Source organism: Bacteroides propionicigenes (assembly GCF_018390535.1).
GTDB lineage: Bacteria > Bacteroidota > Bacteroidia > Bacteroidales > Bacteroidaceae > Bacteroides > Bacteroides propionicigenes.
Genome location: NZ_JAHBBW010000004.1, coordinates 217,367 through 243,708, shown reverse-complemented (window position 1 = coordinate 243,708; position 26,342 = coordinate 217,367). Strand labels below are relative to the sequence as shown.

The 26,342-nt window shown below is 45.8% G+C and carries 18 protein-coding genes and 4 tRNA genes; 15 read left to right on the top strand and 7 right to left on the bottom strand.

Annotated features, from left to right (window positions below; genetic code table 11):
- Positions 1-6: 6 nt before the first annotated feature.
- Complete coding sequence (locus KG118_RS07880) at positions 7-624, bottom strand: nucleotide exchange factor GrpE (protein WP_117712704.1); 618 nt, start codon at positions 622-624, stop codon at positions 7-9.
- A gap of 870 nt (positions 625-1,494) precedes the next feature.
- Between KG118_RS07880 and KG118_RS07875 the strand changes: the two genes are divergently transcribed.
- The gene (locus KG118_RS07875) at positions 1,495-3,111 is read left to right on the top strand and encodes an ABC-F family ATP-binding cassette domain-containing protein (protein WP_117712553.1); all 1,617 of its coding nucleotides are present in this window, start codon (positions 1,495-1,497) and stop codon (positions 3,109-3,111) included.
- Between the two features lie 3 nt (positions 3,112-3,114).
- Here the strand turns inward: KG118_RS07875 and KG118_RS07870 are convergent, their stop codons facing one another.
- Complete coding sequence (locus tag KG118_RS07870) at positions 3,115-3,969, bottom strand: CPBP family intramembrane glutamic endopeptidase (protein ID WP_117712551.1); 855 nt, start codon at positions 3,967-3,969, stop codon at positions 3,115-3,117.
- A 123-nt stretch (positions 3,970-4,092) separates the two neighbouring features.
- On the opposite strand from KG118_RS07870, the gene KG118_RS07865 reads away from it, so the two are divergent.
- Entirely contained in the window at positions 4,093-5,139 is a 1,047-nt protein-coding gene (locus KG118_RS07865; RefSeq protein WP_117712549.1) for a leucine-rich repeat domain-containing protein, read from the top strand.
- A gap of 139 nt (positions 5,140-5,278) precedes the next feature.
- Here the strand turns inward: KG118_RS07865 and KG118_RS07860 are convergent, their stop codons facing one another.
- Entirely contained in the window at positions 5,279-7,414 is a 2,136-nt protein-coding gene (locus KG118_RS07860; RefSeq protein WP_117712547.1) for a Tex family protein, read from the bottom strand.
- A 107-nt stretch (positions 7,415-7,521) separates the two neighbouring features.
- Between KG118_RS07860 and KG118_RS07855 the strand changes: the two genes are divergently transcribed.
- The 6 genes from KG118_RS07855 to KG118_RS07830 all read left to right on the top strand — a co-directional run bounded on the left by KG118_RS07855 (position 7,522) and on the right by KG118_RS07830 (position 15,919).
- Positions 7,522-9,435 carry a sensor histidine kinase gene (locus KG118_RS07855; RefSeq protein ID WP_117712545.1) on the top strand — a complete coding sequence of 638 codons (1,914 nt, stop codon included), beginning with the start codon at positions 7,522-7,524 and terminating at the stop codon, positions 9,433-9,435.
- Between the two features lie 12 nt (positions 9,436-9,447).
- The gene (locus KG118_RS07850) at positions 9,448-11,193 is read left to right on the top strand and encodes a bifunctional metallophosphatase/5'-nucleotidase (RefSeq protein ID WP_117712543.1); all 1,746 of its coding nucleotides are present in this window, start codon (positions 9,448-9,450) and stop codon (positions 11,191-11,193) included.
- Positions 11,194-11,238: 45 nt separating this feature from the next.
- A complete protein-coding gene (locus KG118_RS07845; RefSeq protein WP_118323996.1) occupies positions 11,239-11,580 on the top strand; it encodes a hypothetical protein in 342 nt (113 codons plus the stop codon).
- 311 nt (positions 11,581-11,891) lie between these two features.
- Entirely contained in the window at positions 11,892-14,189 is a 2,298-nt protein-coding gene (locus KG118_RS07840; RefSeq protein WP_117711996.1) for a TonB-dependent receptor, read from the top strand.
- A 71-nt stretch (positions 14,190-14,260) separates the two neighbouring features.
- Complete coding sequence (locus KG118_RS07835; RefSeq protein WP_117711994.1) at positions 14,261-15,139, top strand: helix-turn-helix domain-containing protein; 879 nt, start codon at positions 14,261-14,263, stop codon at positions 15,137-15,139.
- 18 nt (positions 15,140-15,157) lie between these two features.
- Positions 15,158-15,919 carry a creatininase family protein gene (locus KG118_RS07830; protein ID WP_117711993.1) on the top strand — a complete coding sequence of 254 codons (762 nt, stop codon included), beginning with the start codon at positions 15,158-15,160 and terminating at the stop codon, positions 15,917-15,919.
- A gap of 29 nt (positions 15,920-15,948) precedes the next feature.
- Here KG118_RS07830 and KG118_RS07825 read toward each other — a convergent pair whose 3' ends face one another.
- From KG118_RS07825 to KG118_RS07815, 3 genes are all read right to left on the bottom strand, one after another.
- Complete coding sequence (locus KG118_RS07825; RefSeq protein ID WP_117711991.1) at positions 15,949-16,359, bottom strand: DUF4878 domain-containing protein; 411 nt, start codon at positions 16,357-16,359, stop codon at positions 15,949-15,951.
- A 32-nt stretch (positions 16,360-16,391) separates the two neighbouring features.
- Positions 16,392-17,021 carry a YiiX/YebB-like N1pC/P60 family cysteine hydrolase gene (locus KG118_RS07820; protein ID WP_117711989.1) on the bottom strand — a complete coding sequence of 210 codons (630 nt, stop codon included), beginning with the start codon at positions 17,019-17,021 and terminating at the stop codon, positions 16,392-16,394.
- Positions 17,022-17,209: 188 nt separating this feature from the next.
- Positions 17,210-17,794: a Crp/Fnr family transcriptional regulator gene (locus KG118_RS07815; protein WP_117711988.1), complete on the bottom strand. Its 585-nt coding sequence runs from the start codon at positions 17,792-17,794 to the stop codon at positions 17,210-17,212.
- Positions 17,795-17,926: 132 nt separating this feature from the next.
- Here KG118_RS07815 and KG118_RS07810 point away from each other — a divergent pair, with 132 nt between their 5' ends.
- The 4 genes from KG118_RS07810 to KG118_RS07795 all read left to right on the top strand — a co-directional run bounded on the left by KG118_RS07810 (position 17,927) and on the right by KG118_RS07795 (position 19,758).
- The gene (locus tag KG118_RS07810) at positions 17,927-19,267 is read left to right on the top strand and encodes an MATE family efflux transporter (protein ID WP_117711986.1); all 1,341 of its coding nucleotides are present in this window, start codon (positions 17,927-17,929) and stop codon (positions 19,265-19,267) included.
- A gap of 177 nt (positions 19,268-19,444) precedes the next feature.
- Positions 19,445-19,531, top strand: a tRNA-Ser gene (locus KG118_RS07805).
- A 57-nt stretch (positions 19,532-19,588) separates the two neighbouring features.
- Positions 19,589-19,660: transfer RNA gene (locus KG118_RS07800), tRNA-Glu, on the top strand.
- Between the two features lie 25 nt (positions 19,661-19,685).
- Positions 19,686-19,758, top strand: a tRNA-Lys gene (locus tag KG118_RS07795).
- 142 nt (positions 19,759-19,900) lie between these two features.
- On the opposite strand, the gene KG118_RS07790 is transcribed toward KG118_RS07795, so the two are convergent.
- Positions 19,901-19,973, bottom strand: a tRNA-Lys gene (locus KG118_RS07790).
- Positions 19,974-20,136: 163 nt separating this feature from the next.
- Between KG118_RS07790 and ettA the strand changes: the two genes are divergently transcribed.
- The 3 genes from ettA to KG118_RS07775 all read left to right on the top strand — a co-directional run bounded on the left by ettA (position 20,137) and on the right by KG118_RS07775 (position 26,154).
- Complete coding sequence (ettA, locus tag KG118_RS07785) at positions 20,137-21,834, top strand: energy-dependent translational throttle protein EttA (RefSeq protein ID WP_117711984.1); 1,698 nt, start codon at positions 20,137-20,139, stop codon at positions 21,832-21,834.
- 224 nt (positions 21,835-22,058) lie between these two features.
- The gene (locus KG118_RS07780; RefSeq protein WP_213388400.1) at positions 22,059-24,782 is read left to right on the top strand and encodes a TonB-dependent receptor; all 2,724 of its coding nucleotides are present in this window, start codon (positions 22,059-22,061) and stop codon (positions 24,780-24,782) included.
- 19 nt (positions 24,783-24,801) lie between these two features.
- Entirely contained in the window at positions 24,802-26,154 is a 1,353-nt protein-coding gene (locus tag KG118_RS07775; protein WP_117711981.1) for a hypothetical protein, read from the top strand.
- Positions 26,155-26,342: the final 188 nt, after the last annotated feature.

Here is a 26,342-nt window from a genome sequence, read left to right as displayed (position 1 = left end):
TGTATGTTATTCTCCAACCACTACTTTGGCATGGCGGATTACTTTGTCGTTTAGTGTGTAACCGGTTTGTACGCAGTCCAGAATTTTACCTTTCAAGGCTTCGTCGGGAGCCGGAATTACGGCAATGGCTTCGTGGTAGTCTGTGTCAAGCGGTTGTTCTTTGGTTTCGATTACTTTGACACCGTTCTGCCCCAATACTGTCATAAACTTGTTGTAGATAAGTTCCACACCTTCTTTTACGGCAGCTACATCGGTGGCAGTCTCCATGTTTTTCAGGGCGCGTTCAAAGTCGTCCACGATAGGAAGAATACTGCTGATACTCTTTTCTCCACCATTCAGGATGAGTTCGGCTTTTTCTTTCATTGTACGTTTGCGGTAGTTGTCGAACTCGGCGGAGAGACGCAGATACTTGTCTTTTTGGTCTTCAATCTCTGCATTGGCCTTTTCTAATTCCTGAGTGAGTTTCTCTTCTTCAGTCAGGGCAACTTCTTCTTTCTCAGTTGTTTCTTCACTATTCTCGTCTTGAACAGCCTCTACTTTCAACTCTTCTTCGTTAATGTTTTCTTTTTCTTTTGGGTCCATATTGTTATGCTTGTTATTCTTATAAAATGATTTTGCTTTCATCGCTGTCAAGGGTTTAAGTTAATATGATACGGTTTGGATAGCAAAAACTTTGCCAAATTGACGGCTTTTGCCAAAAACGCTGCAAAGGTAATACTTTTATGTCAGATTGACAGCGAAATATTCTATAAATAGGAAGTTAACATCGTGATAGAAGTAAGTTAACTTGATAGGTTGCAGTAAGTTAACTTCATTGTAAGTACTTAGTTAACTTTATATCATGCAATAAGTTAACTTGTTGTAATCGCCGGCACATATCTTTTGCTGTCAATACATATAAACAAGTTTGGTCTGTATATATAATACAAAGGCCTAAACTAAGGGAAAGTCTATATAATCCCAATTTTAAACCCATCGAATTCGAGGGGGGGTAGGAAAGAGGTTGGTCTAAATGCTTTTACCCTTTCGTCTAAAAATGGATAGATTCTACTAATGCTATTATACCGATGCCATCAAGCAGAATTTGATTCCTGCCGAGGTTACTCCTATGTAGGCTAATATAATTCCTGCCAATGAAGCTGATGTATTGAATGTAGTAATGTTTGGCAAGACTGCTAAAATGTGGCGTGAAGAGAGTCCCGACCTTAAAGGCAATAATATACGCAAAAATCTCAAAAATATTACACTAAAAATGTATTTTCTTTCTTTTTTTTTGAAAAAAGTAAAACATACCCCATTACATCAAGCATTTTTCTTTGCTTACAACCTTCTTGTACTAATTTGCTCCCATTCTCGGTTTTTATCATTATCTTTGTGCCCGCAATTTGCAGAGTTATAGCATACTTGAAAGTTAAGTTGTAAGAAGTCCTTTAACTCCTACAGAATAATGTTAGGATTAGGTAAGTAGTACATAATAAAATAGTAAATATAAAGATGATTACAGTCTCGAACGTATCGGTACAGTTTGGTAAAAGAGTGTTGTTTAATGATGTAAACCTGAAGTTTACAAGTGGTAATTGTTATGGTATAATTGGTGCTAACGGTGCGGGAAAGTCGACTTTCTTGCGGACCATTTCGGGAGATTTGGACCCGACGACAGGCTCTATCATGCTGGGACCGGGCGAACGTCTGTCTGTTTTGAGCCAGGACCACTTTAAGTGGGATGCCTATACGGTGATGGATACCGTAATGATGGGACACACAGTGCTGTGGGACATTATGAAACAACGCGAAGAGCTCTATGCCAAAGAAGACTTCACGGATGAAGACGGTTTGAAGGTTTCCGAACTGGAAGAAAAATTCGCCGAGCTTGACGGCTGGAATGCGGAAAGTGACGCTGCCGCTTTATTGAGCGGATTGGGCATCAAGGAAGACAAACATTACGTGCTGATGGGCGAGCTGAACAATAAGGAAAAAGTACGTGTCATGCTGGCGCAGGCTTTGTATGGCAATCCCGATAACTTGCTGCTGGACGAGCCTACCAATGACTTGGATATGGACACTGTAACTTGGCTGGAAGAGTATCTTGCCAATTTTGAACATACCGTTTTGGTAGTAAGCCACGACCGTCACTTCCTCGATTCCGTTTGTACGCATACGGTGGATATCGACTACGGAAAGATTAATCTCTTTGCCGGTAACTATAGTTTCTGGTATGAGTCCAGCCAGTTGGCACTCCGTCAGCAGCAGAACCAGAAGGCGAAAGCTGAGGAGAAGAAGAAAGAGTTGGAAGAGTTTATTCGCCGTTTCAGCGCCAATGTGGCAAAGAGCAAACAGACTACCAGCCGTAAGAAGATGTTGGAGAAGCTGAATGTGGAAGAAATCAAACCGTCGTCACGTAAATATCCGGGTATCATCTTTACTCCCGAACGTGAACCGGGAAATCAGATTCTCGAAGTTTCGGGATTGACAAAAACATTGGAGGACGGTACGATACTGTTCCGCGATGTAAACTTCAATGTGGAGAAAGGGGATAAGATTGTTTTCCTTTCACACGACCCGCGTGCCATGACCGCCTTGTTCGAGATTATCAACGAGAACATGAAGCCGGATGCGGGAACATTCAGCTGGGGCGTTACGATTACCACGGCTTACCTGCCGTTGGACAACACCGCTTTCTTCAATACGGATTTGAATCTGGTAGACTGGTTGAGCCAGTTTGGCGAGGGCAATGAGGTGTACATGAAGAGCTTCCTCGGCCGTATGCTTTTCTCCGGCGAAGAGGTGTTGAAGAAAGCAAGCGTATTGTCGGGTGGCGAGAAGATGCGTTGTATGATTGCGCGTATGCAGTTGCGCAATGCCAACTGTTTGATTCTGGATACTCCGACCAATCATCTTGACTTGGAGTCTATCCAAGCGTTCAACAATAACCTGAAGATGTATAAAGGTAATATCCTGTTCTCATCCCATGACCATGAGTTTATTCAGACTGTGGCAAACCGCATCATCGAACTGACGCCGAACGGTATTATCGACAAGATGATGGAATATGATGAATACATCACTTCAGACCATATCAAGGAATTGAGGGCAAAGATGTATAATAAATAGCGGTTAGTGATTTCCGAATACTTTTAAAATCACTCCTGTTCCCGCTATCATTAATACAGTACAAAGGATGGAGCCTTCAAACCCGAAGGCTCCTCCGTTTATCAGATTGGCTTCGGGCAGATGAAGCGTCAACAGACCATCGCAAAATTTATTCCCACTGACCTCATAGCCCAAGACAGGACCTTGTATCCAGTTCCAAAACCAATGCAAGGCTATCGGAAAACTGAGGTTACGCGTGTATATATAGGAAGAACCCAAGAGGATACCTGCCAACAGGAGGTTGATGAAAGACAGGAAGTCAAAGTTGGGGTTGCCTATATGAATCAATGAGAATAGGGCGGCAGAGAGGAACAATGCCCAAAACTTATTTACTCCGCCTTGCAGCATACGTTCCAATACAAAGCCCCGCAATGCCAACTCCTCCGTGATGGCCACCAGCAGACAGAAGCCGAGGCTAATGAATAGGGTAGAGAGATTAAGCGCAACGCCTGCAACTTCTACCGCTCCTACCAGTAAGGATATGCCGAAGCCTACGGCGTAGAGGACGACCGCCAGCAATATGCCCGCCAGCACATCTTTCCGGCGCAGAGCCAAGGAGCGTCCCCATACTGCCAATGAAACCTTGCGGAAACGCCACACCACCCAAGCGGAGAGGAATACGCTAATCAGTGTCAGTGCTTCGAGCGGTATGAGATAGAATATTTCGTTGGCTCCTCCGTTGCCCGGACTTTCCCACATAGCCCATAGAGGTATGCCTATTATTGTAAGAATGATAAAAGCAAGCGCCGCGAATAATGCAATGTCGATTGCCACTTGTCCAAAGCGTTTGGTTTTGGAGCTGGTTTCAATGGTTTCCATACGCGAAAAATAATTTCGGTTAATTAATATCCGACAAAAATAGCAATAAAAAGAGAAATCATTATTCAAGGTTGACAGTTTCTTCTTATATTTGGAAAATCAAATCAATCTGACACTTAAAACATGAACCTGAGAAAGATACTTTTAGTGGTAGCCGGATTGGGCATTATATTGAGCGGTTATGCCCAGAGTTCCAAAAGATATACCGTTGCAAAGCCCGGCACTTTGGTGGAAATGCTGACTGAAGAGGAAGCTAATGAGATTACCCACCTTGTTTTGCAAGGCAAACTGAATGCGGTTGATTTCCGCCACCTGCGGGATGAATTCAAGAAACTGCAGATACTGGATATATCCAATGCGTCTATCAGTATGTATGCCGGAAAGAACGGCACGCATCCCGACCGTTTTTATATCTATCCCGCCAATTGTATTCCGTCCTATGCTTTTTGCAGACAGGGCAGTGACAGTTCTTTTGTAGGAAAGACATCATTAACTCAAGTTATCCTGTCCGATAAGATAAAGAACATTGAGGACGGAGCATTCAAGGGATGTACCAATTTAAAGATTTGCCAGATACGTAAGAAAACTCCCCCGAACTTGTTGCTCGAAGCCTTGGCAGACAGTGTGACGGCCATATTTATTCCGTTGGGCAGCGGTGATTCTTATCGTCGCGGCAAGAAGTGGGAAACGTTTGCATTTATAGAGGGTGAGCCGGTAGGGGCTACCGTACAGATAGCTACGATGGGTAGCCTTGCCAGTGAACTGATTCGTGTCGGCATACAGCCCAAAGACGTCAACTTCCTTACAGTAGAGGGTAAAATGGACGAGGCGGACTTCACCCTGATACGCAATTATATGCCCAATCTGGTGAGTGTGGATTTATCCAAATGTAATGCCACCGTCATCCCTGACTACACATTTACCCAAAAGAAGTATTTGCTCAACATCAAGTTGCCTCATGCCTTGAAGAGCATCGGGCAGCGTGCATTCAGCGGTTGCGGACGTTTGTGCGGCACATTGGAGTTGCCTTCTACCGTAACCGCCATAGAATATGGTGCATTCATGGGATGCGACAACCTGCGCTATGTCCTTGCCACCGGCAATAAAATAACAACTTTAGGCGACAATCTTTTCGGTAATGGGAAAGACAAGCTGATTTATAGAAAATAATGAAGAAGGAGCTTTTAATGAAGAATGAAGAATGAAGAATGAATAATGAAGAATTACCTTGCGGCGTGCTTGCATTGCGCAGCCAAATTCTTCATTATTCATTTTTCATTCTTCATTAAAAGCCCTTCTTCATTAAAATTTATTCCTGTTCCACCCCAATCATCGTCAACTGTATGCGTTTCCGTTCAGCATCTACGCTGAGTATCTTTACGCGTACTTGTTGATGAATGGACACAATTTCATTAGGGTCTGATACATATCTCTGCGCAAGTTGGGAGAGGTGTATCAGGCCGTTTTCTTTGATGCCTATATCAACGAAAGCGCCGAAATTGGTGATGTTCCCTATGATGCCCGGCAGTTCCATGCCTACACGCAGGTCGTCAATGGTGCGTACATTTTTGTCGAACTCAAAGATTTTGATAGGACCGCGCGGATCACGTCCCGGTTTCTCCAACTCTTGCAGAATATCTTTCAAGGTCGGCATTCCGACGGTAGGCGAGAGGTAGCGTTCCGGTTGTATCTTCAACCGCAATTCTTTGTTGGCGATTAGTTCGGCTACGCTGCATCCCAAGTCTTTGGCCATTTGCTCTACGATGTGGTAGCTTTCGGGGTGCACTGCCGTATTGTCCAACGGGTTTTTAGCATCCGGTATGCGCAGGAATCCGGCACATTGCTCAAAAGCCTTTGCACCCATACGCGGGACTTTCATCAACTGTTTGCGGGATGAGAATGCTCCGTTCTCGGCACGATAATTCACGATGTTCTGTGCCAGTTGGGGACCAAGTCCTGAGATGTAGGTCAGCAAATGGCTGCTGGCTGTGTTCAGGTTCACACCGACCAGGTTTACGCAGTTCTCTACGGTTTGGTCGAGGGACTTTTTCAGTTTGCTTTGGTCTACATCGTGCTGATACTGGCCTACGCCGATAGACTTCGGGTCTATTTTGACAAGTTCCGCCAACGGGTCCATCAGTCGGCGTGCAATGGAAACTGCGCCGCGTACCGTTACATCGTATTCGGGAAACTCATCCCTGGCGATTTTGGAAGCGGAATAAATGGAAGCGCCCTGTTCGCTGACAATGAAAATCTGTACGTCCCGGTTGAAAATCTGCCGCTTCAGGAAATCCTCCGTTTCACGGCTGGCGGTACCGTTCCCTATGGCGATAGCTTCCACTTTGTAGGCTTCTATCATCTTTTGCAGTTTGGCGAAAGCCTCTTTAGGCTGTTTGACGGGAGGGTGAGGATAGATATTCTCATTATGCAGCAAGTTGCCCTGTGCATCCAGACACACTACCTTGCAACCGGTACGGAATCCGGGGTCTATTCCCATTACCCGTTTCTGTCCCAAAGGCGAGGCAAGCAATAGTTGCCGCAGGTTTTCAGCGAAGACGCGGATTGCTTCGTCGTCGGCGCGCTCCTTGCTTTGTGCGGCGAATTCGGTTTCGATGGACGGTTTCAAGAGACGCTTGTAGGCATCCTGTACGGCTTCCGCCACTTGCTTTCCGCAAGCGTTGTTGCTCTGTACAAACTGTTTTTCCAGTCGCTCCACACACTCTTCGTCGTCAGGACTGATACTTACTTTGAGCAAGCCTTCCGCTTCGGCGCGGCGAATGGCAAGCAAACGGTGTGAGCTGCATCGCTTCAGAGGTTCCGAGCAGTCGAAATAGTCTCTGTATTTGGCTCCTTCCTCTTCCTTGCCTTTTACCACTTTGGCGGTCAGTACGGCTTGGCGTGCAAAGGTGTTGCGCAGGGTGTTGCGGGCACGCTCGTTCTCGCTCACCTGCTCGGCAATGATGTCGCGTGCGCCTTTCAGGGCATCTTCCGCATTTTTTACATCGCCTTTCACAAATCCGGCGGCACGCTGTTCGGGATGAGGCTCGCGTTGCAGCATCAATAAGGTGGCAAGCGGTTCGAGCCCTTTTTGGCGGGCAGCTTCCGCACGAGTTTTCCGTTTGGGCTTGTAAGGCAGGTAAATATCCTCGAGGACGGTGCTGTCCCACGTCTCATCAATGCGCTTTTGCAGTTCGGGAGTCATTTTACCTTGTTCCTGAATGGTGCTGATGATGGTCTCCTTCCGTTTCGCCGTTTCATTCAGCTTTTCGTAGTGAGTTTGGATGGCTTCTATTTGTACTTCATCCAGTCCGCCCGTCATTTCCTTGCGGTAGCGGCTGATAAACGGGATGGTGGCTCCGTCATTGAGTAGGGCGAGTGTCTGCCCGATTTGTTTCTCTGATATGCCGAGGATGGCAGCTATCATGTGATGAAAGATTTGCGTCATGTCAGCTTCTTTTTTTTATAATGTGCGCCAAAAGTACGAAAAACAATCTTTCCTTGCGCCTTTTTTGAGTTTTATTGTATCTTTGCGGCAGTTCCGGAGGACTTTAGATGAGATTATCAAAAAAAATACTGAACAGAACGCTACTATATCTGGCGGCATTCCTTTTCCTTACGATACCTGTCTACTCTGCGACGGGTGACCACCCTGTGCTGATTATCAGTTCTTACAATCCGGATTCACGTCAGACTTCGGACAATATTTCCAATTTTATGGAAGAGTATCAGCGTTTGGGAGGTAAGTGTGGCGTAGAGTTGGAAAACATGAACTGTAAGAGTTTCTCTGAATCGCCTTTTTGGAAAATGCGAATGGCAGGCATCTTGTCCAAGTATCAGGGCGCTAAAGAGCCGTCGCTCATTATATTGATAGGGCAGGAGGCATGGGCTGCCTATCTGTCATTGGAAGATTCACTTCGGGGTGATGTGCCTGTAATGACGGCGCTTGCCAGTCGGAATGTGGTGCTTTTGCCCGAACAGGGTGCGGACTTGAAGACATGGATGCCCGAATCGCTGGATTTCTTCGAGAACTTTTCCAATTCCCCGATAAAGAGCGGATTTATCTATCAATATGATGTGGTCGCCAATATCCGTATGATAAAGCAACTGTATCCCAAGACGGAACATATTGCTTTCATATCGGACAACAGCTACGGCGGTGTCACTTTGCAGGCGCATGTGGTGAAGGAAATGAAGAAATTTCCCGAATTAAGCCTTATCCTGCTGGACGGTCGTGTAAATACCATTTATACCATCAGTGACAAATTGCATTCATTGCCCCCTAATACCGTCTTGCTGATGGGTACATGGCGTGTGGACATGAATGACGGCTATTTCATGCGCAATGCCACGTATGCCATGATGGAAGCGGCTCCCGGTCTGCCCGCTTTCTCTATAACCTCCGTAGGCATCGGCTACTGGGTCGTGGGTGGAGTAGTGCCCGTTTATCGTGCGTTGGGTAAAGATATGGCACGTCAGGCTTTCCGTTTGTTGGAAAACCCGGAGGAGGCTGAAATAGAGCTCATTTCTTGCGAGACTGTAATGGACGGCAAACTTATCAAAGACAAAAATCTGAATATCGTTTCCATTTCGGGTCCTGTCAGGTTGGTGAATGTAACTCCGGGATTTTATGAACAATATAAATACCATATATGGGGAGTTGTTGCCGTTCTGCTTATCTTGTTGACAGGCTTGCTTATCTCGCTCTATTTTTTCTATCGTACCAAGAAGCTGAAAGACGATTTGGAGGTTTCCGAGGTAGCCTTGCGTGAGGCAAAGGATAGGGCGGAAGAGTCCAACCGCCTGAAGAGTGCGTTTCTTGCCAATATGAGCCATGAGATACGTACACCGCTGAATGCTATTGTAGGATTCTCGGACGTGCTTTCTGCGGGCGATAGTTCTGTGGAAGAGCAGCGTGGATATTTTGAAATCATAAAGACCAATTCGGATTTGTTGCTTCGGCTGATTAACGATATTCTGGATGTATCCCGCTTGGAGGCAGGCCGCGTCACCTTCAGTTGGGAGAGGCTTGACGTGGTGCAGGTCTGTGCGCAGATAGTGGCTTCCGTATTGCAAGCGCGCCGTTCTGATAATCAAATCGTGTTCGAAAGCGCCGTAGAGAGCTTGGAAATCCGTACGGATATCCAGCGTTTGCAACAGGTGGTAATCAACTTACTATCCAATGCGGATAAGTTTACGAAGAACGGCACGATAAAATTGCAACTTGAAGTGGACGAGAAGAAACATATCGCTCTCTTTTCCGTGTCGGATACGGGCTGCGGCATACCGTTGGACGAACAAAAGAGAGTTTTCGAGCGTTTTGAGAAACTGAATGAATATGCGCAGGGAACAGGGCTCGGCCTGTCTATCTGTAAACTGATTGTGGATAGGTGGGGCGGAGAAATCTGGATAGACCCGCTTTATACCCAGGGCGCTCGCTTTGTATTTACACACCCGTTGGATTTATAAAAGAGAAGAAACATGAAGAAACAGATTTGTTGCTTTGTATGGATTATCCTGTTGATTGGCACGGTTGCCGCACAGGAGAAGACGGTTAAATTAAAGGTGGTACAAACCAGTGATATACACGGGAACTTCTATCCCCGCGACTTTATTCTTCAGCGTGAAGCTGCCGGAAGCCTGGCACGTGTATATGCTTTTGTCCGGAAAGAGCGTGAGACGTATAAAGATAATCTGATATTGCTGGATAACGGTGATATTCTCCAAGGGCAGCCTACCGCCTATTACTATAATTATATTGATACGGTATCTCCTCATCTGACGGCTGAAATGCTGAACTTTATGGGATATAATGCAGGCAATATGGGCAACCACGATGTTGAAACGGGACGTGCCGTTTTCGACCGTTGGGCAGGCGAATGCCATGCTCCCGTACTGGGTGCCAACATCATTGATACGGCTACGGGCGAAACTCATTTTCCGCCCTATGTGGCGCTCGAACGCGACGGTGTAAAGATTGTTGTCCTCGGCATGATAACGCCCGCCATCCCGGTGTGGCTGTCCGAGAATCTGTGGAAAGGGCTCCGCTTCGATGATATGGAAGATACGGCACGCAAGTGGATGAAAATAATTCGTGAAAAGGAGCGGCCGGATATTGTTATCGGTATGTTCCATGCCGGGCAGGACGCATTGCTGATGGGAGGCAAGTATCGGGAGAACGCTTCGCTGAATGTGGCGCGCAATGTACCGGGTTTCGATATTGTATTGATGGGGCACGACCATGCCCGCGAATGCAAGAAGGTGCAGAACGTGGCGGGTGACTCTGTGCTGGTGATTGACCCTGCCAGCAACGGTATAGTGGTAAGTGATATTGATATAACTGTGAAATTGCGTAATGGCAAAGTCGTGGATAAGAAGATTGACGGTACACTGACCGAGACCGGGAGTTATGGCATCAGTGACGAGTTTATGAAACACTTTGCCCCGCAGTACACCACTATTCAGGATTTCGTATCGAAGAAAATCGGGCGTTTCACGGAGACTATCTCCACCCGTCCCGCTTATTTCGGCTCTTCCGCTTTCATAGACCTCATCCATACCTTGCAGCTGAAAATCAGCGGCGCTGATATCTCGTTTGCGGCTCCTTTGTCGTATGACACGCAGATAAAGGAGGGGGATGTCTACGTGTATGATATGTTCAACCTGTATAAGTATGAGAATATGCTCTACACCATGCGGCTTTCGGGCAAGGAGGTGCACGATGCTTTAGAGATGTCTTATGACCTCTGGACAAACCGGATGGCTTCGCCCGATGACCATATTCTGTTGTTCCGCGACAAACCCCGCGAGGGTGCGGCGGACAGGGCTTCCTTCAAGAACTTCAGCTTCAATTTCGATTCGGCGGCAGGCATCATCTATACAGTGGACGTTACGAAACCGAGCGGACAGAAGGTTACTGTCCTCAGTATGGCGGACGGCACTCCGTTTGATATGAACAAGATGTACACTGTGGCCCTGAACTCTTACCGGGGCAACGGTGGCGGGGAACTGTTGACAAAGGGCGCGGGCATTCCCCAAGATGAATTGAAAGGACGTATCATCAGTTCCACGGACAAGGACTTGCGTTATTATCTGATGCAATATATCGAACAGACGAAAGTGATTGAACCGCGTGCGCTCGGCCAGTGGAAATTTATTCCCGAAGAGTGGGCGGCTCCGGCTTCCAAACGCGATTATGAGTTCTTGTTTGGTAAAGTTCAGGAATAATCATTACCTTTGCGCCCTCTAAATAAAACGAACAACTGATAAGACGTGAAAGGAATAAAAAGAAACATATGCGCATTATGCTTGCTGGCGCTCTTTGCGGTGTACCAGACAAGTGTGACGGCATTTACTCACGTCCATTACATCAACGGGGTGCTGATTACCCACTCGCACCCTTTTCACAACCAACACTCGCATTCAGCCACTTCGCTGATTGTTATCGGTTTGCTGTCTCATTTCAGTTCGGACAAGCCGGACTGTTGCGAGATACAACACCCGATGCGTTCCTTGCTGCGAGTGGTTGAAAACGAAACCGATACTCCCGTCATCAAGGGAAAAGCGTATCGGGTACTTTCACTTCGCGCTCCCCCTTATTTCGTTACTCTTTAATATTGTCTGTACCAACGCTTGGTATTCGTCGTACCAACGCTTGGTATTCGTTGTACCAATGTTTGGTATTCGCCGTACCAATGTTTGGTATTCGCCGTATCAAACATTGATACCGGGACGGCATCATAAACTGACAGATTTTATAGTAAGTAAATATTAAAGATTAGCTTGTATCAAGACTATCTGTCATTCAGAGCGGAGCGAAGAATCCCTTCTCCGCACACATATTAAAGAGAGCAGATTCTTCGCTCCGCTCTGAATGACAACTTGTATAAGTTGATTTTGTAACAGAAATAAAAGCGATTATTCAAATGAGACATTATATATTGGCGTTGGTGCTTGCCATGACAAGCATCGGCGCAGCTATTGCCGCGAACCCCATCAGGGAAGGCAATATGATTTCCGGCCATGTCCTTGTGAAAGGCTCGGAAGAGAACATACCGTATGCCACTATTTTGATTGTAGGCAGCGGACAGGGAACAGTATCCAATGAAGAAGGCCAGTTTGAGTTTAAGAACCTTCCGGCAGGCAAATATAAGTTGCGCGTATCTGCGGTAGGCTACAAGACGCAGGAAAAGGAGATTGAAGTCAACAAGGACTTTACGGCGGTAGTGCATTTCCAGATGGAGGAAGAAAGTTTTATGACGGATGAGGTCGTTGTGTCTGCCAACCGCAATGAGGTAAGCCGCAAGGCAGCTCCTGTGGTGGTGAACGTGATGAGTACCAAACTCTTTGAAATGGTAAACTCCACCGACCTTGCCAAAACCCTTAATTACCAGTCGGGACTGCGTGTGGAGAATAACTGCCAGAACTGCGGTTTTCCGCAAGTGCGTATCAACGGTCTGGAAGGACCTTACTCACAAATTCTGATTAACAGCCGTCCCATTATCAGTGCGTTGAGCGGAGTGTACGGACTGGAACAGATACCGGTGAACATGATAGAAAGAGTGGAAGTGGTACGTGGCGGCGGCTCGGCGCTGTTCGGCGCCAATGCCGTGGGCGGAACTATCAATATCATTACCAAAGACCCCATCAACAATTCCTTCCAAGTATCGAGTATGTTCTCCAACATGGACGGCAAGTCGTGGGAGCAGTATATGGGAGCGAACGTTTCTCTGGTAGCCAAAGACAATTCTTACGGAATAGCCCTCTACGAAAGCTACCGCAACCGAAACCCCTACGACCGTGACGGTGACGGCTTCTCCGAACTGGGCAAGCTGAACATGAATACTTTCGGCTTCCGTGCCTATTACCGTCCCACACATTTCAGCCGCATCAATCTGGAGTACCACACTACCAACGAATTCCGTCGCGGCGGTAACAAGTTCGACCTCCAGCCGCATGAGACGGACATCACCGAGCAAACCAAGCACGTCATCAACAGCGGCGGGCTGAGCTACGACCTCTTCTGGCGCGAATATAAACATAAAATCTCGTTGTATGGCTCTGTACAGCACACCGACCGCAACAGTTATTACGGCGCACAGAAAGACATGAATGCCTACGGCAAGACCAACGACCTGACTTGGGTGGCAGGTGGTATGTATGTGGGCAATATGGATAACTGCCTTTTCGCCCCCGCCACTTTTACGGGCGGACTGGAGTACCAAAACAATTCCATGCACGATGTCATGACGGGCTATCATCGCGATATGCGGCAAGATGTCCGCATCGCCAGCGCTTTTGTGCAGAATGAATGGAAGATGAATGTGCTGACTATGCTTGTCGGCGCCCGTCTGGACAAGCACAACCTGATAGACAAGCTGATTTTCAGCCCTCGTGTCAACTTGCTTTATAAACCTGCCGAGGATTTTCAGGCGCGTCTGACGTACTCCACCGGTTTCCGTGCCCCGCAGGCATACGATGAAGACCTCCATGTCACCGCAGTCGGTGGTGAAGGCGTGCAAATCAAGCTGGCGGACAACCTGCGCGAAGAGCGGTCCAACAGTTACAGCGGTTCGGTAGACTGGACTACCCGTTTGGGGCATTGGCAGGCAAACATCCTCATAGAGGGCTTCTATACCGACTTGCGCCATGTCTTTGTCCTCGAAGATATCGGAAAGAACGATATGGGCGATGTGATTAAGGAACGCCGCAACGGTAACGGCGCCCGTGTGTACGGCGCAAACCTCGATGCCAAGATTGCCCATGGCAAGGAAACTCAGTTCCAGCTGGGCTTTACCGCACAGCGCAGCCGCTATACCCGTGAGGAGGCTTGGACGGAGGTGGACGGTGAGAGCCTGACAACCAAACGTATGCCCCGCACACCCGATTATTACGGTTACTTCACTTTCTCGTCCGCTCCGGTGAAGAATTTCGATTTCTCCCTATCGGGCACTTATACGGGCAAGATGATTGTGCCGCATTATGCCGGATATATCGAGAAAGACCGCATGGAGCATACCCCGCACTTCTTCGATCTCAACCTGAAGCTGAACTATACTTTCGTATTGCACGACCACATCAAGCTTCAGTTGAATACGGGTGTGCAGAACATCTTCAACAGTTTTCAGAAGGATTTGGATAAGGGCGAGTTTCGTGATGCCGGTTATTTCTACGGGCCCACACAGCCGCGTACATTCTTTATAGGGTTTAAAATTATGAATTAAGGTAACATTCACGATTTTTAAATTAATTATTCCATGAATAATCCTATATTTGCCGGCAAAGCACAAGACTGATGAATACAAAACAGATTCGCAACGTTGACATTTCCGGAATACATCATTTGCCTATGATTGATTTTATAGGCAATGATTTCGCTATCTTTGATGATATAAAGGATATGCCTCTGACTGCATATCCCACCCGCTTGAATGCTGCCTGTCTCGCTGTATGCCGTAAAGGCTGGTGCAAGCTGAACATCAATCTGCGGGAGTATGAGATGCGGGAAGGTATGCTCTGCATCGTCCTGCCCGAACAGATTGTGCAGCAGGGCGAACGTTCCGGTGATTTTTCCGGCGGGTTTATCGCGGTGTCCAGAGATTTCATGGACATGGTGATACCTACGGTGCAACAACTTTTCCCGATGTTCTTTATGATAAAGGAGCGGCCCTGTATCCGCGTCTCTGCCGAAGAACTGCAATCTTTCGAGGAGTACCACTCTTTCTTGTGGAGCAAAGTGAAGCTGAAAGACAATCCGTATCGTAAAGAAATAACGCAGGGCATTTTGTTGTCTTTGTTCTACGAGATATACAATATCTATCAGGGGCATACCGTTAAGGAACATATGCCCAAAAGCCGCAAGGAAGATTTGTTTGAACGTTTCATCCGGTATGTTTATGAGTTTTATAAACAGGAGAGGAGCGTGTCTTATTATGCCGACAAGATGTTCCTTACGCCCAAACATCTCTCTACCGTAGTGAAAGAGGTGAGCGGAAAGACAGCGGGCGAGTGGATTGACAGTCTGGTGATTCTGGAAGCGAAAGCCATGCTGAAATCATCCGAACAGAGTATTCAGGAAATATCCGACGAGCTGCATTTTGCCAACCAGTCTTTCTTCGGAAAGTACTTCAAGCATCATACGGGACTGTCGCCTAAAGAATACAGAAGGCAATAACCTCTAAAGATAATCGATATGGAAAAAAGAGAAATAGATCTTGCCGTCTCCTGTTATGGAAAGGTGAAAGACGTGAAGTATGACGTTGTAGTTCTTCCTTGGGGGGCTACCGAACCCCATAACCTGCATCTGCCTTATCTGACGGATTGTATCCTTCCGCATGACATCGCCGTAGATGCCGCTGCATTGGCGCTGGAACGCTCCGGTGTGCGTTGCATGGTGATGCCGCCTGTGCCTTTCGGCGCCCACAATCCCGGACAGCGCGAGCTTCCTTTCTGTATTCACACCCGCTACACCACCCAGCAAGCTATTCTGGAAGATATTGTAGCTTCCCTTTATGTGCAGGGCATACGTAAACTGGTTATTCTCGGCGGTCACGGCGGCAACAATTTCAAGGGGATGATTCGCGACCTTGCTTTTACTTATCCCGATTTCCTGATTATGGCGACCGACTGGTTCAGCATCATTCCCACAAAAGGGTATTTTGAAGCTGCCATTGACGACCATGCCGGCGAATCGGAGACTTCAGCCATGATGTACTATCATCCCGAACTGGTGAACCTTGCTGAGGCGGGCGATGGAGAGTCCCGCCCGTTTGTCATCGCTTCATTGAATGAGAAAGTGGCATGGACGCCCCGCCATTGGGATAAGGCTACGGTGGATACCGGGGTGGGTAATCCCAAGAAAGCGTCTGCAGAAAAAGGCAGACGCTATCTGAAACCGGTCATTGAGAAACTGGCTGCACTCTTTACAGAGGTTGCGCGGCATGACCTTTACTGATTTGTAGAACGACAGATGGCTGCCCGGTTCTATTTACCCATGGACATCAGCCATTTGCCGTCTTGTTTCACCATTTTTTGCTCACCCTCTTGGGTCTCGCCGTTTCCGTAAGTATATTTGGTCTTTACTACGGCAGTATTGCCGTCTTCGGCAATTTGTTCCGACAGGATTTCAATATCCTTTATACCGCCTTTTTTATCATATTCCTTAGACAGTTTTTCCTTGAGCATGGAAACCAGCGCTTCCTTTTGTTCTTTTACTTTTGCTGCATCTTGGCTGTCTTTAAAGGCCATTCCCTCTACGAACTTCTCATACTCACCGTTTTTCAGGTACTCGCTATACTTTTTCAGCGCACCGCCCGGAGTATTTGAGGAAGAAGAACAGGATGTCATTACGAACATAGCCATTACCATCATACTGAAGTAGAATACTTTTTTCATACGTTTTTTGTTTTAAGTGAATAATGTGTGTTTTAAAAATAGTATATCAAACAGAGACGTTTGTTCTGCGCAATATCATTCGGCATTATATAGTCACCGTTCATTCCGGGTATGTTGACAGAGGTGGTGCGTCCCTCCGGTAAATCTATTCCTTCTTTCCGGTACACATAGTCAATGAGTTCCGTGCAGTACATCTTGGTGGTATCATTCAAGTCATAATCATGGTCAAACAATACACGCTTGTGAAAAAGTCCGAGTGCGCTTTGGGCAGCCCTGTATGCAAGGCTGTAGTCAACCTGCAGATGCATTACGGCGCCTCGTGTAGCTTTTGTGGCATCAAAGAATTGTTCTACCGGCTCCAGTTTCACCCGGTCTGCATCTCCTTCAAAGTCCGGTTCGCCGGGTACGGCATGTATCACGCACCATACTCCGTTTTCCTTTTTCAGGATGCCGATGTGCGAATATCTTCCTTCGTTGTCGGTTGCCAGTACTATGCGGCTGGTGAATCCGGTCCCTCTTCTGAAAACAATATCTCCCTCTCTGAATAATTCTTTGGGTAGGCTTCTTTGCTCTTCCTTGAGATTATTACCTTTGCAAGCACTGAAGAAAAACAGGGAAAACAGGCCGGTTGCAAACAGAGTGTTATGTATGTTTATTTTCATTAGGGGCAAATATACAAAAAAGGCAACATCCTTTAACAGATATTGCCTAATTTTTTTAGTGTACCCTAAAAACTAATCTCTCTCTTATAAAAACTAATTTACTCTATTGCTTTCTAAATGACGTTGCAAAGTTAAAGAGTTCTTTCGGGAGAGGATTTGACATAAATCAAAAAAACGATTATTTTTTTTCAAAGTATGCCCGAACGTACTCTACTCAATGTCTCAGGAGTCATCAGCAGGTAAGAGGCGATGTGCGACAAGGGAGCTCGCTTGATAACTTCGGGCTGGTGCTGCATCAGTTGGTTGTAACGTTCACGTGCAGTTTCAAACCGCCAGGAGTCGGCTTTAATTTGTGAAACAATGAGGGAATATTCCAGAATTTTACGATAGAACATATTGATTTCCCATGATATTTCGGTGAGCAGCATCAGTTTGTCGTAGGGCAGGAGATAGACGATGCTGTCTTCGAGTGCCTCAATCATGAGGTGTGTAGGCTCTTTTTTCAGGGTACTTTCAATGCAGATAACAATGCAACCTTCATAAGAGAAATGTTCGGTAACATCCTTGCCGTTCTTATAGTAGAACTGGCGCAACATACCCTTGCCGACGAATACAATGTTATGGCTTATTTGTCCCTCTTTCAGTAAAAGCTCTCCTTTTTCCACTTCTTTGCGAATCAGGATTTCTTCTATTTGCCGCCTGCCTTCGGGGGCCATGCCTGAGTAACGGGAGTTGACAGTAATATCTACCGTTTCTTTGAGTAATGTATCCATAACAATTATGTAGGTTTGGGTGTCATTTAGTGCGGCAAAGATAGGAAAATTATTTGATATGTATCAATTTCATCTCCTTTTCATTTGCGTATCTTTGCGCGATTTTTTGTCATGGCACATTCTACGATATAAATGATACAGCAAGAGAATTTGAAGAAGCGGCTTGCCAAGCTGGCGGCTCCTATCTTTATTGAGACATTACTTATTATGATGCTCGGTGCGGTGGACACCATAATGCTGAGCCGTCATTCGGACAACAGCGTGGCTGCCGTAGGTGTGGTCAACCAGATTATCATGCTGACTTTTTTGGTGTTTGAGGTGATTAACCTCGGTACTTCCGTGCTATGTTCGCAATATCTTGGTGCACGCCTGCATAAACAGGTGGTGCAGGTAGTGGGAGTTTCTCTTTTGGTCAATCTGGTGGTGGGCGTCAGTATCAGTATGCTGCTGTTTGGCTGCGCAGGACCTATTTTACGCCTCATGGGACTTGGACCCGAACTGATGCAGGATGGTATGGACTATATGCGTATTGTCGGGGCGTTCGCGTTCTTTCAGGCATTGTCGCTGACTCTTTCCGCATCATTGCGCAGTGCCAATAAGGCGGTGTATCCGATGATGGTTACGGTGGTGGTCAATATTCTTAATATCATCGGTAACTATTCTCTTATTTTCGGGCGGTTCGGCTTTCCGGAGCTAGGAGTGGAAGGGGCGGCTATCTCCACGGCTTTCAGCCGGGGTGTTTCAATGGTAATCCTGTTCGTAATCCTGTTCCGCAAGCATATACAACGTTTTCCGTTGGCTTATTTTCGCCCGTTCCCGTGGATAGAGTTGAAAAATTTGCTGAAAGTGGGGTTGCCCTCTGCCGGTGAACAGCTTTCTTACAGCTCTTCGCAGGTGGTGATTACCTATTTCATTAATATGCTGGGAGTAGAGGCGCTTGCCACGCGCACGTATTGCGTTAATATCATTATGTTCGCTTATCTGTTCAGTATCTCTATGGCGCAGGGCGGGGCAATATGTATAGGGCATTTGATAGGGGAAAAGAAGCCTCGTGCAGCTTTTCTGATGGGAAAATACGTGATGAAGAAGTCGGTGATGATTACTGTTATCCTGTCCTGCATACTTGCGGTCTTCGGACATACCATTTTCGGCTGGCTCACGTCCAACCCCGAAATTATCAAAATGGGAACCGCAATCCTGATTATAGACATTGCAGTGGAGATAGGAAAACCTATCAATATCTTCGCTACGAATGCGTTGCGGGCGGCAGGAGATGTGAACTATCCATTCTATGTGGGGCTGGTGGTGATGTGGAGTGTGGCTGTAGGGCTTGGATATTTGTTCGGCATCCCGTTGGGCTGGGGAATTTGCGGAATGTGGGTCGCTTTCTTATTGGACGAAAATATTCGGGGTGCTATCTTTGTGCGGCGTTGGTACAGCATGAAGTGGGTAAGCAAGAGTTTTATAAAATAAAGTTTGGATGAAAAATCCGGAATTTATTATTTTTTTTCTGTCTTATTAAATTTTGAGTGTTAACGTGTTATCTCTTTTCTTCCGAAAATGTAGAAAAAAATATGCAGGAAAGATTTGCATAGTCCAAAAGTTTGCCCTACATTTGCACCGCATTTGAGAAGAATGCTGGGTTACTAAGGAAGTTTGGGTGAGTGGCTGAAACCACCAGTTTGCTAAACTGACGTACGGGTAACCGTACCGGGGGTTCGAATCCCCCAGCTTCCGCAAGGAATACAAAGAGAAAGCATCGGTTTGAAAAAGCCGGTGCTTTTATAAAAACTCGGTGGATTCGTCTAACGGTTAGGACACATGCCTCTCACGCATGCAATACGAGTTCGATTCTCGTATCCACTACAAACTTGAATTTTTTTGCACAAATGCACTCTTAGCTCAGTTGGTAGAGCAACTGACTCTTAATCAGTGGGTCCAGGGTTCGAATCCCTGAGGGTGTACTTTATTATGCATAAATTAATAAACACAAAACGGTTGTCGGAGAAGACAGCCGTTTTGTGTTTATTGTCGTTTTATCTTATTGATGGGTTGTTGATTAGTATAAAAAAAGAGAGTTACTTAGTGTAACTCTCCGATTTCCTGTGAACCGCTTGGGGCTCGAACCCAAGACCCCAACATTAAAAGTGTTGTGCTCTACCTGCTGAGCTAGCGATTCAGACCTTATTGCTGTTAAGCGGGTGCAAAGATAGAGACTTTTTTGGAAGTTGCAAAAGAATTTCGCTTTTTTTCTTATCTTTGTCCCGGAATTATGTGTGAGGAAGTCACATATTACATCTTGAACATTATAATTTATATTTCATACTTTATATTTAAATTACATGGCAACAGTAGACGATAAGAAAATTATCTTTTCTATGGTAGGGCTGAACAAGACCATTCAGCAGAACAATAAGCAGGTGTTGAAGAACATCTACCTTTCGTTCTTTTATGGAGCGAAAATCGGTATCATCGGTCTGAACGGTTCGGGTAAATCGACCTTGCTGAAGATTATCGCCGGCTTGGATAAATCCTATCAGGGCGAAGTGGTGTTCTCGCCCGGATATTCGGTGGGATATTTGGCGCAGGAACCTTACCTTGATCCCACAAAGACCGTAAAAGAAGTGGTGATGGAAGGTGTACAGCCCATTGTGGATGCACTGACGGAGTACGAAGAAATTAACCGGAAGTTTGGTTTGCCCGAATATTATGAAGATCAGGATAAGATGGACAAACTCTTTACCCGGCAAGCTGAGTTGCAGGATATTATAGACGCTACAGATGCTTGGAATCTCGACAGTAAGCTGGAGCGTGCTATGGATGCACTCCGCTGCCCGCCCGAAGATCAGTCCGTAGAGCATCTTTCCGGTGGTGAACGTCGTCGTGTGGCACTTTGCCGCCTGTTGCTCCAGAAGCCTGACGTATTGCTTCTCGACGAGCCTACCAACCATCTCGATGCCGAATCTATCGACTGGCTGGAACAGCATTTGCAGCAGTACGAAGGTACGGTAATAGCCGTCACTCACGACCGTTATTTCCTTGACCACGTAGCAGGCTGGATTCTTGAACTTGACCGTGGTGAAGGCATTCCTTGGAAGGGCAACTATTCCAGCTGGTTGGAGCAGAAGACCAAACGCATGGAAATGGAAGAAAAGACCGCCAGCAAACGCCGCAAGACGCTGGAACGTGAGTTGGAATGGGTGCGTATGGCTCCTAAAGCCCGTCAGGCAAAAGGAAAGGCCCGTCTGAACTCTTATGATAAACTGTTGAATGAAGACGTCAAGGAGAAAGAAGAAAAACTCGAAATTTTCATCCCTAACGGTCCCCGTTTGGGTAACAAAGTTATTGAAGCCAAGCATGTGGCAAAGGCGTTCGGTGACAAACTCTTGTTTGATGATCTCAACTTCATGTTGCCGCCTAACGGCATTGTAGGTATTATCGGTCCTAACGGTGCAGGTAAAACGACTCTTTTCCGTCTCATTATGGGCTTGGAGACTCCCGACAGCGGTGAGTTTGAAGTAGGGGAGACTGTAAAAGTGGCTTACGTAGACCAGCAGCATAAGGATATAGACCCCAATAAGAGTGTCTATCAGGTGATTTCCGGTGGAAATGACCTCATTCGCATGGGTGGACGTGATATCAATGCGCGTGCCTATCTGTCACGCTTCAATTTCTCCGGCGCCGATCAGGAAAAACTTTGCGGCGTACTTTCCGGTGGTGAACGCAACCGACTTCACTTGGCTCTTTGCCTTAAAGAAGAAGGTAACGTGTTGCTTCTTGACGAGCCTACCAATGACATTGATGTCAATACGCTGCGTGCCCTCGAAGAAGGTCTTGAAGATTTTGCCGGATGTGCTGTGGTTATCAGTCACGACCGTTGGTTCCTCGATCGTATCTGTACGCACATCCTTGCGTTTGAAGGCGACTCTAATGTATTCTTCTTCGAAGGCTCATACTCGGAATATGAAGAAAATAAACTGAAACGTTTGGGTAGAGAAGAGCCTACACGTGTACGTTATAGAAAATTAATGAATGATTGATTTTAGCTTTTAATCTGAAAGCATATCTATTATATTTGTAGCAAAAAGAAAGCTCCGCAGGAAACTTGCGGGGCTTTTTTATTTAAAACATTTTCAGAATTGTTTATCAGCCTAAAAAAATGTAGCACAATCGTAATGAATATCTGATATATTAATACTATATTTGCAACTTAAGAGTATTTTTAAACTTTAATTAACACTATCTATTAACTAAAAGCAGAATTATGAGAAAAAGTCTAATTCAATTTCTGTTGGTTGCCATGTTGTCGGTGTTTACATCTGCAGTATGGGCTCAGACCACAGTGCATGGTCAGCTTGTCGACGCTGAAACCGGCGAACCTTTGGTAGGTGCTGCCGTTATGGTAGAAGGTACTACTCAAGGTTCGGTGACGGACATTGACGGCTATTTCAAGCAGAGCGTTGCTTCGAATGCCACATTGTTATTCAAGTATGTAGGTTACAAGGACCTGAAGAAGAAGATTACACAGAAGGGCGCTTCTGTAGAACTGGGAACTATCAAGATGGAACCCGATGCAGTGATGCTGGCGGACGTTACTATTACCTCTTCTGTTGCGGTAGCCCGCAAAACTCCGGTAGCGGTATCTACCGTAGATCCGGTATTTATTGAGGAAAAACTCGGTTCACAAGAGTTTCCCGAGATTTTGAAATCCACTCCGGGCGTATATACCACAAAAGACGGCGGTGGTTATGGTGATGCGCAGACCCGTATTCGTGGTTTCTCTAGCGAGAATGTAGCTATGATGATTAACGGTGTACCTATGAACGGAATGGAGAATCAGAAAGTATATTGGTCTAATTGGGCCGGTTTGTCGGACGTAACTCGCAGTATGCAGGTACAGCGTGGTCTGGGTGCAGCTAAAGTCTCAGTTCCGGCAGTGGGCGGTTCTATTAATATCGTTACTAAGAGCACGGAAGCCAAGAGAGGCGGATTCGTGTCGTATGGTATGGGTAATGATGGCTACAACAAGATACTTTTCAGCGTATCATCCGGTTTGTCCAAAGATGGCTGGGCATTCACTTTGTTGGGGGGTAAGACCTGGGGTGACGGATATATTCAAGGTACGGAGTTTGAGGGTTACAACTGGTTTGCCAGTATAGCCAAGCGTTTCAACGACAATCATCAATTGTCACTTACAGCATTCGGCGCTCCGCAGTGGCACAATCAACGTAGCAACCAAAATGGACTTACTATTAAAGAGTGGCAGCGTGTAAAACAATATATGGGTGAGGATAGTCCATACAAATATAATCCCACTTTCGGTTATAGAAACGGGCAAGTGTTCAACTCTTCCAGAAACTCATACCACAAGCCTCAGATTTCTCTGAACCACTTGTGGCAGATAGACCGTAAGTCCAGCTTAAGTACGGCACTATATGTATCTATCGGCCGTGGTAACGGTTATAGTGGTTCCGGTGATAATGCCAATCGTAGTAAATGGTATGGTGCAAGTAATGGTTTAGTGAACAACGATTTCCGCGAAATAGACGGAACATTTGCATATGACCAAGTGGAAGCCATGAATGCGGCAAGTACCACCGGTTCCAAAATGATTATGTCTAAAATGATGAACAATCATATGTGGTATGGATTGCTTTCTACTTATACAACTAAATTTGGTGAGAACTTCGATTTCTACGGAGGTATCGACTTGCGTTACTATAAGGGATTGCATCAGAATGTCATTACCGACCTCTTTGGCGGATCGTATTTTGTAGATGCTGATAATCGTAAATATGTGCGCGCCGAGAATAATGCAGCTGCTGCTGATCCCAACTACAAGAATCAGAAGCTCGGAGTAGGTGATGTGATATACCGCGATTATGACGGCTTTGTAATGTCCGAAGGCGTATTTGCACAGTTGGAGTACAACTACGACAAGTTGAGCGCATTCGTTTCCGGCGGACTTTCAAATACCAGCTACTGGCGCTACGACCGTATGTATTACGACAAGGCGCATGCTAAGTCCGATAAGAAACATTATCTGGGCGGAAACGTAAAGGGTGGTGTCAACTACAACCTCAATGAGTACAACAACGTTTACTTCAACGCAGGTTATATCAACCGTGCTCCGATGTTTGATACATCTTTCATTAACTCTCAGAAGTCACACGCACGTAACGGTGATGCCAAGAATGAGAAAGTAATCTCCTTCGAATTGGGCTACGGTTTCCGTTCAGGCTTCTTTACGGCCAATGTGAATGCTTATTATACCCGTTGGAAAGATAAAGCCCTCTATGATTCGGACACATATGATTATGAGAACGAAGAAGGTGTGAAAATAGAAGATCGCTGGACGTTGAATATGACCGGAGCCAATGCTAATCATATGGGTGTGGAACTTGATTTCGTTGCCAAACCTTTCCGTTGGCTCGATGTTACGGGTATGTTCTCATGGGGTGACTGGCGCTGGAACGGTAATGCGAAAGGTTTCTACTATAATGGAGCTGGCCAGATGCTTGCTGATTTGAAGAGCGGTGAAGTAGTTACCGATATGGCAAATGCAGAGCAGTACCGTGCCAACATCAAGATGGATAATATTCACGTAGGTGGTTCGGCACAGACTACAGCCGCATTGGGTGTAAATGTACGTCCTATGAAAGGTTTGCGTCTTAGTGTGGACTGGAACTTCTTTGCCCGCAACTATGCCGGTTACGATATTGATGCAGGACAAGCCGGTATGGGTAATGAATACGTAGTGACAGAGCCGTGGGAGATCCCTTCTTACAGCACTTTCGACTTGAGTGCTGGTTATTCCTTTGATTTTGGTAAGGTACGCGCTACTTTGAGCGGTAATGTCAACAACCTCTTCGATCAGGAATATATTGCTGATGCACGTGACGGTAGCAAGCACGATTGGGAAACTGCGACACGCGTACTTTACGGTTTTGGCCGTACCTATTCCGTACGTTTGAAATTCAATTTCTAAACCTTTAAGCATTATAATTATGAATAAAAAGTTAATATACAGTTTGTGTGCGGCTTCGTTCCTGATAACAGCCTGTGATTACAACGAAGATAACTTTCCCGGCTTTGACCAGGAACCCCTGACAGATGTTATCTATTATGAGGGAGATTTTACCGGAAAATATCCTACCGAAGGTTATTTTAGCATTGTGCAAGGTAATGAAGATGCAGGAAAGGAAACTATAGAAAAAGCATTGATCAGTATGCTTGAAGATACCTATCCGTATTGTGATAAGGGCTCGTCAGCGAAAATTAAGGTGAAAGTGGCGGACGTGATGCCCGAACAGATGGAAGAACCTGCATTTGATGACAAATATACTCTGCAAAAGGAAGATTATGATGCAATGGGTACGGGTAAAGGTCAGCCCGGAGAACATGACAATTTCAGTTCTACTGCTAAACCGAATGATTATCTGCCGGCTTTCTGTGCCACGAAATTTGCGGACAAGGCAGAGGGCATTGTGATGAAAGTGACGTATGTTTACTATAGTGGTAAGGCGGTGAATGAGTATAAGTTTTATAAAAAAGGTGCAAACAATGTGTGGAAAGAAGAACCCTTGTTCTACATTGCTGACAAGAACTATGAACTCACCAATGATGATTATGCCGCTATGGGAACTGAAACAGGCGAGCCTGGGGAGAGTAATACATTTACATCTGTTGCCCAAGCCAATAGTGTCCTGCCGATATTCTTGCAGAATAAATATGTGTATGTTGCTACAGCCGGTTTAACCGTGGAAATGACCTATAAAGTAGCAGGAGCCAAGAAAAGTGCTTTTTATCGTTATGATGGTTCTGCTTGGGGAGTATATAATCCCAAAGCATCTGTTGTTGTTTCCATCAGCGAACGCATTACAGTGATGAAGTTTGATGGTAAAGATTGGAAGCTCTCTAACCTTATCAGCCGCATAGAAAAAGTAAATGTGGGTAAACCTGAATATAAGAAGTTGGTAGAGTGGGTAAAAGCAAACAAGCCTGAATATATGAGTACGATGAATGAAACCTCCGAATATTATTTTGGAGCAGATTGTGATAAGAACAATAACATCAACAATAAGTATTCTACTTGGACGCAGTACTATAACGTAGACGGCTATTTGGATGGATTGGATGATGCCGAAATTCAGACCATTATGGACGAGCGTTTGGCAAAAGAAGCTTTCCCGCTTATCTTACTCCCTGATATGGTGACAAATCCCGACCCGGATACAAGTTATACAGTTATCTATAAAGTATATGGCGGACGTGGTAACGGCAATTATGCAATGTCATTCTATTATAATGCAGATGATAAAACATATATTTGGGATGAAATGACACCCGTTATGCAATAAAATAGTATAGTGATATTTTTAGAAATCTAAAAAAGAGGGGGGCTGTCCTATAAAAGGACAGTTCCCCTCTTTTTTTCAGTTTTTCTTTTTTCCCTTAAAGTACGAGTAGTTTACTTTTTGCATAAATTTGTAATTTTCTTGCAATTAGCAATTAAAAAGCACTATCTTTGAGCATCCTTCTTCCATTG

Excerpts from the sequence above, each read along its gene's own strand:
- KG118_RS07880 (WP_117712704.1), bottom strand. The coding sequence starts at position 624 with ATGAAAGCAAAATCATTTTATAAGAATAACAAGCATAACAATATGGAC.
- KG118_RS07875 (WP_117712553.1), top strand. The coding sequence starts at position 1,495 with ATGATTACAGTCTCGAACGTATCGGTACAGTTTGGTAAAAGAGTGTTG.
- KG118_RS07870 (WP_117712551.1), bottom strand. The coding sequence starts at position 3,969 with ATGGAAACCATTGAAACCAGCTCCAAAACCAAACGCTTTGGACAAGTG.
- KG118_RS07865 (WP_117712549.1), top strand. The coding sequence starts at position 4,093 with ATGAACCTGAGAAAGATACTTTTAGTGGTAGCCGGATTGGGCATTATA.
- KG118_RS07860 (WP_117712547.1), bottom strand. The coding sequence starts at position 7,414 with ATGACGCAAATCTTTCATCACATGATAGCTGCCATCCTCGGCATATCA.
- KG118_RS07855 (WP_117712545.1), top strand. The coding sequence starts at position 7,522 with ATGAGATTATCAAAAAAAATACTGAACAGAACGCTACTATATCTGGCG.
- KG118_RS07850 (WP_117712543.1), top strand. The coding sequence starts at position 9,448 with ATGAAGAAACAGATTTGTTGCTTTGTATGGATTATCCTGTTGATTGGC.
- KG118_RS07840 (WP_117711996.1), top strand. The coding sequence starts at position 11,892 with ATGAGACATTATATATTGGCGTTGGTGCTTGCCATGACAAGCATCGGC.
- KG118_RS07835 (WP_117711994.1), top strand. The coding sequence starts at position 14,261 with ATGAATACAAAACAGATTCGCAACGTTGACATTTCCGGAATACATCAT.
- KG118_RS07830 (WP_117711993.1), top strand. The coding sequence starts at position 15,158 with ATGGAAAAAAGAGAAATAGATCTTGCCGTCTCCTGTTATGGAAAGGTG.
- KG118_RS07825 (WP_117711991.1), bottom strand. The coding sequence starts at position 16,359 with ATGAAAAAAGTATTCTACTTCAGTATGATGGTAATGGCTATGTTCGTA.
- KG118_RS07820 (WP_117711989.1), bottom strand. The coding sequence starts at position 17,021 with ATGAAAATAAACATACATAACACTCTGTTTGCAACCGGCCTGTTTTCC.
- KG118_RS07815 (WP_117711988.1), bottom strand. The coding sequence starts at position 17,794 with ATGGATACATTACTCAAAGAAACGGTAGATATTACTGTCAACTCCCGT.
- KG118_RS07810 (WP_117711986.1), top strand. The coding sequence starts at position 17,927 with ATGATACAGCAAGAGAATTTGAAGAAGCGGCTTGCCAAGCTGGCGGCT.
- ettA (WP_117711984.1), top strand. The coding sequence starts at position 20,137 with ATGGCAACAGTAGACGATAAGAAAATTATCTTTTCTATGGTAGGGCTG.
- KG118_RS07780 (WP_213388400.1), top strand. The coding sequence starts at position 22,059 with ATGAGAAAAAGTCTAATTCAATTTCTGTTGGTTGCCATGTTGTCGGTG.
- KG118_RS07775 (WP_117711981.1), top strand. The coding sequence starts at position 24,802 with ATGAATAAAAAGTTAATATACAGTTTGTGTGCGGCTTCGTTCCTGATA.